This is a genomic window from Ectothiorhodospira shaposhnikovii (genome assembly GCF_047222355.1).
Lineage (GTDB): Bacteria > Pseudomonadota > Gammaproteobacteria > Ectothiorhodospirales > Ectothiorhodospiraceae > Ectothiorhodospira.
Genome location: NZ_CP178333.1, coordinates 1,628,255 through 1,640,078, shown reverse-complemented (window position 1 = coordinate 1,640,078; position 11,824 = coordinate 1,628,255). Strand labels below are relative to the sequence as shown.

The following is an 11,824-nucleotide window of genomic DNA, read 5'->3' as shown; positions in this document are numbered from 1 at the left end:
TGTCTGTGGGAGCCGATACAGCAGCTTTGCAACTGATCGATGTGGTCAGCCAGCCATCCAGGCTAGAACCCGTTCTTGTTTGGGAGCCGATGTACTCCTTGGTTGAGAACATTATTTAACATAATATACATTATGCGAATCAATCCCGGCACGCCAGGTCGATGCCTTCCATCATCACCTGCGCCAGGAACCGGATCTGCTCCTCGGTGATCACGTACGGCGGCATCAGGTAACTCACGTTGCCCAGCGGTCTGAGCAGCGCGCCGCGCTTGAGGCCGTGCCGGTAGATCGCCAGACCACGGCGCTCCTGCCAGGGATACGGTTCGCGGGTGGTCTTGTTTCTCACCATCTCCACCGCCGCGATCATCCCGTGCTGACGCACATCCGCCACGTGGGGATGATCCTTCAACGGCGCCAGGGATTCGGCCATCACCGCGGCCAGCCGTCGATTTCGCCCGATGACGTCATCCCGTTCGAACAGGTCCAGGGTGGCCAAAGCCGCCGTGCAGGCCAGCGGATTGGCGGTATAGGAATGGGAATGCAGAAATGCGGTCAGGCGCGTGTACTCATCATAAAAGGCGTCATAGACCTGATCATGGGTCAGCACCACGGACAGCGGCAGATAGCCCCCGGTCAGCCCCTTGGACAGACACATGAAATCCGGCGAGATACCCGCCTGTTCACAGGCAAACAGGGTCCCGGTCCGGCCGAACCCCACCGCGATCTCGTCGGCGATGAGATGCACACCGTAACGGTCACAGGCCTCGCGCAACCATTGCAGATACCGGGGGTGATACATGCGCATGCCGCCGGCGCATTGCACCAGGGGCTCGACGATCACCGCGCAGGTTTCGTGGGCGTGCCTTGCCAGCGTCGCCTCCATGGCCTCGAACATGCGCTCGGCCACCTGTTCACAATCTTCGCCCGGTTCACGCTCGAAACAGTCCGGACCGGGCACGGTCATGACCTCCATCAGCAACGGCCCATAGGTGGACTTGTACAGAGGCACGTCACCCACCGCCAGCGCCCCCAGGGTTTCTCCGTGATAGCTGTTGGAAAGACAGATGAACCGGGTCTTGTCCTTTTGGCCCCGGTTGAGCCAGTAATGAAAGCTCATCTTCAGGGCGACTTCGACGGCGGCGGACCCGTTGTCGGCGTAGAAGCACCGGCTCAGGCCCGGCGGCGTGATCGCCACCAGACGCTCGGACAAGCGGACCACCGGTTCATGGGTGAAACCGGCCAGGATCACGTGTTCCAGGTCATCCAGCTGCCGGCGGATGGCGGCATTAATATAGGGGTTGGCGTGACCGAACAGGTTCACCCACCAGGAGCTGATGGCATCCAGATAGCGGTTGCCGTCGAAATCCTCCAGCCACACCCCCTCCCCTCGCCGGATTGGCGTCATGGGCAGATGTTCGTGATCCTTCATCTGGGTACAGGGATGCCAGACAACGGCCAGGTCCCTGCGGGTCAGGTCGTGATTGTTCATCATTTTGCTCTCCCTTCAAGATACAAGGAACCTTGCAAAAAAAAGGCTGATCCGGGAAATACCCGAACCAGCCTGAAAGACATGGGAACCGGCCCGCCGATTCTCGTGACTCGACAACCTGAAATTCCGAACTACCGGGTCACCGCCCTCGCCTTCATGGCATTGTACTCATCCTCGAAGAAGAACTTCTCCTCCCCGAAGGCCGGCTTCAGGTGGTTCAGCCAGGTGGCCTTTTCATCATACCGGGCAAAGAACGGACGCTGCACCCAGTCCGGATTACGACCCTGGATGAAGCGCAGCACGAACACCTTCTTCCCCTGGATCTCGGTCACGCCCTGGATCTCCACCTTGCCGGGACCGGCACTCATGGAAGGACCGCGGGCGGTGCGGGCCAGGCCGGATACCTGGGACATGGCATCGCGGTAGATCTCCCAGGCCCGGGCCAGCGGGACCTCGAAATAACAGCGGGCGCCGGTATCCCGTTCACCGAACATGTAGTAAGGCACGATTCCCAGGCGTACCTGGTTGCGCCACATGCGAGCCCAGACTTCGGCATCATCATTGATATGGGCCAGCAGCGGCCCTTGACTGCGGATCTCGGCACCGGTGGCACGCAGTCGGCGGATGGCCTCCCGGGCCACGGGGGTTTCCATCTCCCGCCAGTGGTTGTAATGGGCCATCAGGGCCACGTGCTTGCCCGACTTCACCAATCGTTCCAGCAACATCAGCAATTCATCGGCATCGGCATCGCTCACGAAACGATGGGGCCAGAAGGTCAGTGCCTTGGTACCGATGCGGATGGTCTGGACATGATCGAATTCCGGCGCCATCAGGGGCTCAAGATACTGGGCCAGATACTTGGTCTTCATGACCATGGGATCACCGCCGGTGACCAGCAGGTCCGTCACTTCCGGATGGGCACGCAGGTAGCCCAGCAGGTCATCACTCTGACTGGAGGCGATACGCAGTTCCTTATCACCCACGAACTGCGCCCAGCGGAAGCAGAAGGTACAGTACGCATGGCAGGTCTGACCCTGGGTGGGGAAGAACAGCACCGTTTCCTTGTACTTGTGCTGCAACCCTTCCAGGGGACGGCCATCCAGCATGGGGCGGTTCATCTCCATCTGCCCTGCCGGGTGGGGATTGAGGTCCTGACGCAGCGTCTGCGCCAAGGCAGCAATCTCCGCCCGCTCTGCGCCGCGACGGTGCAATTCGGCCATGCGTTCATAGGCCGCCGGCTCCAACATCTCGCGCTGAGGGAAGGTCAGCTGATAGATCGGGTCATCGGGGACCTGATCCCAGTCGATCAATTCATCTATGATGTATTCATTGACCCGGAACGGCAGCACGCTGGCCACCACCTTCATCTCGAAACGCTGGGCTTCGGATAGCCGGGCTACTGCGGGGATCTGCTCCAGGGTCCGCTCGGTATAGACCTTGAACGGACGGGCCTTGATCTCTTGCAGTGCTTCGTGTCGGTAAAAATTAAGGACAGAACTCATGACGCCTCCGATACTCTGTGATCAGATCAGACGGAAAATTAATCTGGATCCAGTGGGAAGAACGGGCGCCGCAGGCGTGCCAGCCCTGATCTCCGAAAACGACCGCGCACTATTATTCGGCGGTCACAAGATGGTTGTGGCCAAGATGGCCAAGGGACAAAGAAGAACAACCCTAACAAATCAGGCACGCTCATTGCAAACCCATCCCTGACCCGGCAAGGAGAATCATGCATCCTGAATTCCCCCTCTCTCCCGACCTGATTCACCTCAATCACGCCGCCGTCGGCCCGTGGCCGGTCCGCACGGCCCAGGCGGTGGCCGCCTTCGCCCAGGAAAACACCCTGCATGGGTCCCTGCACTACCCGCGCTGGCTGGCGGTGGAAAAACGGCTGCGCGAACGGCTACAGCGGCTGATCAACGCCTCGGAGACAGAAGACATCGCCCTGCTCAAGAACACCTCGGAAGGGCTCTCCGTGGTGGCTTTCGGGCTGCCCTGGCGTCGCGGGGATAACGTGGTCTGTCCCTTGCAGGAGTTTCCGTCCAACCGGATCGTCTGGCAGGCTTTGGAGTCCCGCTTCGGCGTGGAGGTTCGTCTGGTGGATGTGTCGGTGGCGGATCCGGAGGCGGCGCTGCTGGGCGCCACGAACCGGCGCACCCGTCTGCTGAGCGTGAGCGCCGTGCAATATGCCCGGGGCCTGAGACTGGATCTGGAGCGCCTGGGCGCGGCCTGTCGGCATCGGGGGATCTGGTTCTGCGTGGACGCCATCCAGCAACTGGGCGCCCTGCCCCTGGACGTGCAGGCCGCCCAGGTGGACTTTCTTGCCGCCGATGCCCACAAATGGCTGCTCGGACCCGAGGGGATTGCAGTGTTCTACGCCGGCCCCGAGGCCCGCGATGCCTTGAGCCTGAACCAGTACGGCTGGCACATGGTGGAGCACTGCGGTGATTATGACCGGATGGACTGGCATCCCGCCGATTCGGCCCGCCGTTTCGAATGCGGCAGCCCCAACATGCTGGGGATCCATGCCCTGGACGCCAGTCTCTCCCTGTTCGAGGAACTGGGCATGGCCTTCATTGCCGATGCCTTGTCCAGAAACGTCGAATACCTGGTGGATCTGCTCAGATCCGCCAAGTTCGAAATCCATTCACCCCAGGCGCCGGAGCGGCGTTCGGGCATCGTCACCTTCGGGCGCCGGGACATGGACGTGGCGCTCAGTCATCGTCGGTTGATGGATGCCGGGGTTCTGTGTGCCCCGCGGGGCGGCGGTATCCGGTTCTCGCCCCATTTCCATACCCGGACCGGTGACCTGGAACGGGCGGTGGAGATGGCCGCGGCCTTCGCCGAGGCGGGATGACGGCCCGCGGTGACGGCTACGTGCAGGGATTGAACAGGCGCCGATAGTTCTGCGCGGTCACGGCGGCCAGGGTTTCCAGACTCTCGCCCCGGACCCCGGCCACGCATTCGGCCACATGCCGAACCAGTGCCGGATGGTTCATCTTGCCCCGGAACGGGGCCGGAGCCAGATAGGGGGCATCCGTCTCTATCAACAGCCGGTCCGCCGGCACCCGCCGTGCCACATCTCTGAGGGCATCCGCATTGCGGAAGGTGACGATCCCGGAAAAGGAGACGTGAAACCCCAGATCCAGACCGGCTCTGGCCGTGTCCCAGTCCTCGGTGAAACAGTGTAGGACCCCGCCCACATCCCGGGCGCCCTCCTCTCTCAGGATTGCCAGGGTATCCGCACGGGCGTCCCGGGTATGAATGATCAGCGGCTTGCCCACCGCCCTGGCGGCCCGCACATGGACCCGGAACCGCTCCCGCTGCCAGGTCAGGTCGCCTTCGTTGTAGTGGTAATCCAGCCCGGTTTCACCGATGGCCACCACCTCCGGATCGGCGGCCATGGCCGCCAGTGCCTCCTCGTCGGGTTCGAGGCCTTCCCGTGCACTGGGATGCACCCCCACGGAACAGGAGACCTGGGCATAGCGTCCGGCCAGATCCCTGACGGCCTGAAAATTGTTCATGTCGATGCACACGCACAGCATGTGTTCGACACCGGCTTCCGTGGCCGCGGCCATGAGTCGGTCCATGTCGCCGTCGAACCGGCTCAGGTCGATGCGATCCAGGTGGCAATGGGAGTCAATCAGCATAAAGAGTCGATGGTTGCAAATCGGAAAGAAAAAGGACTTGCCTAAAAAGGCTTACATGGTGTTGGTCAGTCGGTCGGACTGCAGCGCCCCACCCAGCAGACCTTCGATCTTGTTGCGGGCGGCGCCCTTGTCCTGGGCGTTGAACTGCACGCCGATTCCCGGTGTGCGGTTGCCCTGGGCCCTGGGGGGAGTCACCCAGATGACCCGCCCCGCCACCGGAATACGCTCCCGCTCTTCCATCAGGGTCAGGAGCATGAAGACTTCGTCGCCCAGCTTGTAGAGTTTCTGGGTGGGAATGAACAGGCCGCCATTCTTCACATACGGCATATAGGCGGCGTAAAGGGAATGCTTGTCCTTGATCGCCAGGGAAAGTATGCCCTGTCCCGGTGCCATGGTCCCCTCCTTCAGGTCTGTGCCAGATCACGCAGGGTCACCAGTATATCCTCCAGCAACACCTGCGGGTTGATGGGGGTGTCGGCGAGACGGCGCCATTCGCACAATCGCCCCTGGAAATGGAAACAGGCCGCCGGATCCAGTCGTTCCGTCAGGATCTCCAGGGCTTTCGGGGTCGCCACGCCGGATGAACGGCCACCGTCAGCGCCGGTCATGTGCCGACAAATCCCGTCGGCCATGAGGATCTGCAATCGATCCACCAGCACGTCCAGGGGCGCCTTGTGCCATTGCTCGGACAGCTCCACGACCCCCTTGCGCCCCTGCAGCAGGCCCAGCAGGGCATCCAGCTGGGCACGCCACTGGGGCAGTGCCTCCTGCTCCGCCAATGCTCGGGCGCGCAGCGGCGATCCGTGCCCCAGTGCCAGCAGGGCATCCAGATCCCCCTCGGGTATGTCGGGCACGGCCCCGGCCAGCCAGCGTCGGGCCTCGGGGCGTGAAGGCAGGGCCAGCTTGATCTGCTGACAGCGGCTGCGCACCGTGGCCGGAAGATGGAACGGATGGGCACTGACCAGGATCAGGATGGCGTCACCCGGCGGCTCTTCCAGGGTCTTGAGCAGGCTGTTGGCGGCGTTCTCGGTCATGGCGTCGGCGGGCCACAGGATGGCCATGCGACAGGGGCCATGACTGCGGCTCAGGGACATGAAATCTCCCAGTGCCCGGATCTGGTCCACCAGGATGCGGGTCTTGTCCTCCGGGATGGTCACTTCCGTCAGATCGGGATGCGCACCGGCCTGCCACATGCGGCAGCCATGACAATGGCCGCAGGCCGCCCCACGGGCCAGGGGCGACTCACACTGGATGGCCTGGCAGAAGGCCCGGGCCAGGGCCAGCTTGCCGGTCCCCGCGGGCCCCGTGAACAGCCAACCGTGGGGCAGGCGTCCCGAACGCCGCCGTTCCAGCAGCGCACACCACGCCTCCTCCAACCAGGGAAACGGGGCGCCGCTCATGGGGTCCCGGATACCGGGTGGGCCAGCAGGTCATCGATCCGGGCCAGCAGATCGGCCCGTACCCGGTCCAGATCTCCCCCGGCATCCACCACGGCATAGCGCGTCGGTGACCGATTGACGCGCTCGTGATAGACCGCTCTCACCCGCTCGAAAAAATCGACGGCTTCCTGTTCGAACCGGTCCGCTTCCCCCCGCTTGCCGGCCCGCGCCAGGCCGGTGGCGACATCCGCATCCAGCAGGATGGTCAGATCCGGCCGGACGGCCCCCTGTACCCAATCCTCCAGGGCGGCAATGCGCTCCACCGGGATCCCCCGCCCACCACCCTGATAAGCATAGGTGGCGTCGGTGAAACGGTCACTGACCACCCAGGTGCCCGCATCCAGCGCCGGCAGAATAAAGTGACGCAGATGCTCGGCTCGGGCGGCAAACATGAGCAGCAGTTCCGTATCCCCGTGCATGGGCGGAAAGTCGCGGGAAAGCAGCAGGCCGCGGATGGCCTCTCCCAGTGGGGTGCCGCCGGGTTCTCGAGTGCTCACGGCGGTAATCCCCCGCGCCTGCAGATGGGCCACCACGGCACTCAGGTGGGTGGATTTGCCCACCCCCTCGATCCCTTCAAGGCAGATGAAGCGCCCTCGCCTTTCGGCAGCGGCAGATGGACTGGTCAAAACGTGGGTATTCCTGTTCGTCAGCGCCCGTAACGGCTGGCATCGCCGCCGAGCTGGTACTGGATCACGGCCCGCCGGTGCTCCTGGTAGGTCGTGGAGAAATGATGACTGCCATCCCCCCGGGACACGAAGAACAGGGCCCGGGATTCCGCCGGATTCACCGCCGCATGCAGGGCGGCAGCGCCAGGCAGTGCGATGGGCGTGGGTGGCAGGCCGTCGCGGGTGTACGTATTGTAAGGGTTGTCGGCCCGCAGATCCCGTCGCCGGATGCGGCCATCGAAGTTTTCGATGCCGTAGATCACGGTGGGGTCGGTCTGCAGACGCATGCCGCGGCGCAGGCGCTCGTTGAACACGGCGGAGACCAGGGTACGCTCATCGGCCCGCCCGGTCTCCTTCTCCACGATCGAGGCCATGATCAGTGCCTCGTACTCGTCCTTCAGGGGCAGATCTTCGGCGCGGTTTTCCCAGGCCCGGGCCAGTTCCTGGCGCATGCGCTGATGGGCAATGCGCAGGATGTCCATGTCCGTGGTGTACCGAGGAAAGAGATAGGTATCCGGAAAGAACCAGCCCTCCGGATGCTCACCCGGACGGCCCAGATGAGCCATCACATTCATGTACTCATCCTCTGCCAGGGTGTTCCTGATTTTCTCGTGGGCGGAGATGGCCCGCATCATCTGCAGGAAGGTCCAGCCTTCCGGGATGGTGAGGCTGTACTGGATGGTGCGGCCACGGATAAACAGGGCCAGCAGGTCCTCCGGTGTCAGTCCGGGGTGAATCAGGTATTCCCCGGCCCGGATGCCCTGATCCTGTTCCGACAATCGCCCATGGATCTCCCAGTAATGGGGCTTGCTGATGATCCCGGCCGCCGCCAGTTCCTGCCCCACCCGGCGCAGGGATGCCCCGGCGGGCACCTGAAACTCGGTGGCCTCGGCAAGATTGACCGGCGTGTGCAGGAAACGATGATAGTCCCATGCCAGCCAGCCGGCGATGATCAGCGGGAGCAGAAGGACAACAAGCAAAAGACGTCGCATCACGGGAATCGGCAGTGGCTCATGTGTGTTCCAGGGTCAGAACAGGATTGTCGTTCCCCGGCATCGCATGGGCAAGCCCTGATTGTCTGCCCGCGTCATGGATCCTGTGTATCCAACTGCTGCTGGAGTCGTCTCACCAGATCCGGCACCGGCAGCGTTTGCCCTTCCAGGCAGCGCACCGGCCAGATTCCGATCAGGGTGTTGCAGAGGAAGAGGCCCTCCGCCCGGAACAGGTCATCCAGGCGGAGCCCGGTCTGGCCGCAGACAATGCCCATCCCGGCGGCGATGTCCATGATCCGTGCCCGGGTGATGCCGGCCACACCGCACTGATCCAGCGACGGCGTCAGCAACATGCCGTCGCGGACCAGGAACAGATTGCTCATGGTGCCCTCGACCACCCGCCCTTCCCCGTCCAGCATCAGGCCTTCCTGATACTCATCTTCCCATTCCGAGCGGGCCAGCACCTGTTCCAGACGATTGAGATGCTTGATCCCGGCCAGGGCAGGATTGGAGGACAGGCGCATCCGGCAGATCCTGGCCCGCACGCCGTCCCGCCGCCAGACGGAAAGGCTGTCCGGGAGCGGACTTCCCACCAGGATGCGGGTCGGGGAAGGAGACGCGGGGGGACGGTATCCCCGAGGACCGGGACCGCGGGTGACCATCAGCTTGAGCACCCCATCGGGGTGGGCGGCCGCGATACGCCCCGCCTCCGTTTCCAGCACGGCGGCATCCGGAGCGGCAAACCCCAGCCGACGGCACCCCTCCCGCAGGCGCTCAAGATGGCGCTGCCAGTGGGACGGATGGCCCTGCCGGATGCGCAGGGTCTCGAACAGACCGTCACCGTACTGCAGGCCCCGGTCATTGAGCGGCAACACGGAGGCCGGTCGGCCATTGACAAGCATCATCTCGGATCCCCGATTCCGACGGCGCCACTGGCGCCGGAAACGCAGAAGGCCGCCGGGCAATCACGCACCCGGCGGCCTTCCGGCAGTCCTGGGACTGAAGGGCTCAGATCTTGCTGAACACCAGGGTCCCGTTGGTCCCACCAAACCCGAAGGAGTTGGAGAGGGCCACGCTGCCCTTGAACTCGCGGGCCGTATTCGGCACGTAGTCCAGGTCGCACTCGGGTTCCGGGTTGTCCAGGTTGATGGTGGGCGGCAGCACCCCTTCGGCCAGGGCCAGGGCGGAAAACACCGCTTCAATGCCACCGGCGGCACCCAGCAGATGACCGGTCATGGACTTGGTGGAACTCACCGCCACCTTGTAGGCATGATCCCCCAGGGCGCGCTTGACGGCCATGGTCTCGGCCTTGTCGCCGGCCGGAGTGGAGGTGCCGTGGGCATTGATATAGTCCACCTGATCCGGATTGAGGCCCGCGTCCTTGAGCGCCTGCAGCATGCAGGCGGCCGCACCTTCACCGCCGGTGGAAGGCTGTGTCATGTGGAAGGCATCGGAGTTCCAGCCGAAGCCGGACAGCTCGCAATAGATACGGGCGCCGCGCGCCTTGGCGTGCTCGTACTCTTCCAGTACCAGGACGCCGGCACCGTCGCCCAGGACGAAGCCGTCGCGATCCTTGTCCCAGGGGCGGCTGGCCCGTTCCGGATCATCATTGCGGGTGGACAGGGCGCGGGCTGCCGCAAAGCCGCCGATGCCCAAGGGGGTGGTGGCCATTTCGGCGCCACCGGCGACCATGACGTCCACTTCGCCGTACTTGATCATGCGTGCCGCGTCACCGATGTTGTGGGTGCCGGTGGCACAGGCGGACACGATGGAGATGTTGGGGCCCTTGAGGCCGTACATGATGGAGAGATTGCCGGCCACCATGTTGATGATGGCGCTGGGCACGAAAAAGGGAGAGATCTTGCGGGCACCGCCCTTGAGGAAGGCATCGTAGCTCTTCTCGATGTAGGGCAGACCGCCGATGCCGGAACCGATGGCCACGCCGATGCGCTCGGCATTGTCCTCGGTGACTTCCAGGCCGGCGTCACGGATGGCCTGAATGCCGGCGGCCATGCCGTAGTGGACGAAGGTGTCCATCTTGCGCTGTTCCTTGGGCGAGATGTAATCGTCCGCGTTGAAGTCCCGGACGGCACCGGAGATGCGCACGGGCATCTGGGAAGCGTCAAAGACATCAATGGGAGTGATGCCGCTACGACCCGCAGTGACATTGTCCCATGCGGTTTTGATGGTGGACCCGACCGGCGAGACGATGCCAAGACCGGTGATGACTACGCGCCGTTTAGACAATGCTACTGCCCCTTTTCCACGCTCGGGCGTGAAACCTTAAAGTTCGACTCTAACCTGTGTGAGGCACCCGCGACCGTGATCAGGGGACTGGTCGCGGTCGCGGGTGTTGAGCATGATCCTCTTGAACGAGGGATCAGGCGTTCGGCAGGTGCTCGTTGATGTAGTCGATGGCCTGCTGAACGGTGGTGATCTTCTCGGCTTCCTCGTCGGGAATTTCGGTTTCGAATTCCTCTTCGAGGGCCATCACCAGCTCGACGGTGTCCAGAGAATCCGCGCCGAGGTCGTCGACGAAGGAAGCGGCATTGGTCACCTCTTCTTCCTTCACTCCGAGTTGTTCGACGACGATTTTCTTGACGCGTTCTTCAATGTTGCTCATGGTTAGCCTATCCCCTTGATTTGAAAAGCAGCCGAAGCTGGGCCGCTATTGTAGTGAAATCCCTTCGGTCGATCCACTGTGCTGATGCACACGGGACGGAAAAACCCGCCCGGCATCGACCCTTCTCTTCCATCCACCTTACAGAACAAGGCTCCCCTCCCCGCCATTCGGGAGAAGGAAGCCGTGTCTTCAGCCCATGAACATCCCGCCGTTCACGTGCAACGTCTCCCCGGTGACGTAGGCTGCACCAGGAGAGGCCAGGAAGGCAACCGCCTGGGCGATTTCTTCCGGCGCCCCCAGGCGACCCAGCGGGATCTGGGTCAACAGGGCCTCGCGCTGGGCCTCGGGCAGGTCCTTGGTCATGTCGGTGTCGATGAACCCCGGAGCCACGGTATTGACCGTGATGCCGCGGGAACCGACCTCGCGGGCCAGGGAGCGGGTGAAACCCAGCAGCCCGGCCTTGGCCGCGGCGTAATTGGTCTGGCCGGCGTTACCGGAAGAACCCACCACCGAGCCGACGTTGATGATGCGCCCCTTGCGGGCCTTCATCATGCCGCGCAGCACGGCCTTGCTCACCCGGTACACCGCCGTGAGATTGGTCTGGATGATGGCATCCCACTCCTCGTCCTTCATGCGCATGAGGAGATTGTCACGGGTAATGCCGGCATTGTTCACCAGAATGGTGACCCCGCCGAACTCGTCACCGACGGCCTTGATCACCGCATCCACGTCGTCGGGCCGGGTCACGTCCAGCATCATGCCCCGTCCCCGGGCGCCGGCCTCGGCCAGGTAGGTGGAGATGGCCTGGGCACCGCCCTCGCTGGTGGCGGTACCCACCACGGTGGCGCCCTGGCGGGCCAGGGTCAGGGCGATGGCCTTGCCGATGCCGCGGCTGGCACCGGTGACGAGCGCGATTTCACCTTCAAGAGTCATGCGGGGTCCTCGTTATGATGGGGGGACTGGCGG

12 protein-coding genes are annotated in these 11,824 nt (G+C 63.5%); 1 reads left to right on the top strand and 11 read right to left on the bottom strand.

All coding sequences use genetic code 11. The features are described 5' to 3' along the window. Nucleotides 1-139 precede the first annotated feature (139 nt). Together ACLF6L_RS07510 and ACLF6L_RS07505 are read right to left on the bottom strand one after the other, a co-directional pair. Nucleotides 140-1,489, bottom strand: coding sequence for an adenosylmethionine--8-amino-7-oxononanoate transaminase (locus ACLF6L_RS07510; RefSeq protein ID WP_238617036.1), 1,350 nt, complete (start codon nucleotides 1,487-1,489; stop codon nucleotides 140-142). A 131-nt stretch (nucleotides 1,490-1,620) separates the two neighbouring features. After that, on the bottom strand, nucleotides 1,621-2,991 hold the full coding sequence (locus ACLF6L_RS07505; RefSeq protein WP_412852703.1) for a KamA family radical SAM protein: 1,371 nt from the start codon (nucleotides 2,989-2,991) through the stop codon (nucleotides 1,621-1,623). 227 nt (nucleotides 2,992-3,218) lie between these two features. Here ACLF6L_RS07505 and ACLF6L_RS07500 point away from each other — a divergent pair, with 227 nt between their 5' ends. Beyond that, nucleotides 3,219-4,346, top strand: a complete 1,128-nt coding sequence (locus ACLF6L_RS07500; RefSeq protein WP_238617001.1) for an aminotransferase class V-fold PLP-dependent enzyme — start codon at nucleotides 3,219-3,221, stop codon at nucleotides 4,344-4,346. A 16-nt stretch (nucleotides 4,347-4,362) separates the two neighbouring features. On the opposite strand, the gene ACLF6L_RS07495 is transcribed toward ACLF6L_RS07500, so the two are convergent. From ACLF6L_RS07495 to fabG, 9 genes are all read right to left on the bottom strand, one after another. Then, entirely contained in the window at nucleotides 4,363-5,139 is a 777-nt protein-coding gene (locus ACLF6L_RS07495) for a TatD family hydrolase (RefSeq protein WP_412852702.1), read from the bottom strand. A 51-nt stretch (nucleotides 5,140-5,190) separates the two neighbouring features. Continuing rightward, complete coding sequence (locus ACLF6L_RS07490; protein WP_008931247.1) at nucleotides 5,191-5,532, bottom strand: PilZ domain-containing protein; 342 nt, start codon at nucleotides 5,530-5,532, stop codon at nucleotides 5,191-5,193. An 11-nt stretch (nucleotides 5,533-5,543) separates the two neighbouring features. After that, on the bottom strand, nucleotides 5,544-6,539 hold the full coding sequence (gene holB, locus ACLF6L_RS07485; RefSeq protein WP_238617003.1) for a DNA polymerase III subunit delta': 996 nt from the start codon (nucleotides 6,537-6,539) through the stop codon (nucleotides 5,544-5,546). Beyond that, the gene (gene tmk, locus ACLF6L_RS07480; RefSeq protein ID WP_238617004.1) at nucleotides 6,536-7,204 is read right to left on the bottom strand and encodes a dTMP kinase; all 669 of its coding nucleotides are present in this window, start codon (nucleotides 7,202-7,204) and stop codon (nucleotides 6,536-6,538) included. Before tmk ends, holB begins: the two co-directional genes overlap by 4 nt. Nucleotides 7,205-7,224: 20 nt before the next feature. Next, nucleotides 7,225-8,235 (bottom strand): endolytic transglycosylase MltG, encoded by a 1,011-nt coding sequence (gene mltG, locus ACLF6L_RS07475; RefSeq protein WP_412852701.1) that lies wholly within the window; start codon nucleotides 8,233-8,235, stop codon nucleotides 7,225-7,227. Nucleotides 8,236-8,330: 95 nt separating this feature from the next. Beyond that, nucleotides 8,331-9,140, bottom strand: coding sequence for an aminodeoxychorismate lyase (pabC, locus tag ACLF6L_RS07470; protein WP_412852700.1), 810 nt, complete (start codon nucleotides 9,138-9,140; stop codon nucleotides 8,331-8,333). 103 nt (nucleotides 9,141-9,243) lie between these two features. Further along, nucleotides 9,244-10,482, bottom strand: coding sequence for a beta-ketoacyl-ACP synthase II (gene fabF, locus ACLF6L_RS07465; RefSeq protein WP_238617006.1), 1,239 nt, complete (start codon nucleotides 10,480-10,482; stop codon nucleotides 9,244-9,246). Nucleotides 10,483-10,615: 133 nt separating this feature from the next. Next, nucleotides 10,616-10,858 (bottom strand): acyl carrier protein, encoded by a 243-nt coding sequence (gene acpP / locus ACLF6L_RS07460; protein ID WP_008931241.1) that lies wholly within the window; start codon nucleotides 10,856-10,858, stop codon nucleotides 10,616-10,618. 189 nt (nucleotides 10,859-11,047) lie between these two features. Further along, on the bottom strand, nucleotides 11,048-11,791 hold the full coding sequence (gene fabG, locus ACLF6L_RS07455) for a 3-oxoacyl-ACP reductase FabG (RefSeq protein ID WP_008931240.1): 744 nt from the start codon (nucleotides 11,789-11,791) through the stop codon (nucleotides 11,048-11,050). Nucleotides 11,792-11,824 lie beyond the last annotated feature (33 nt).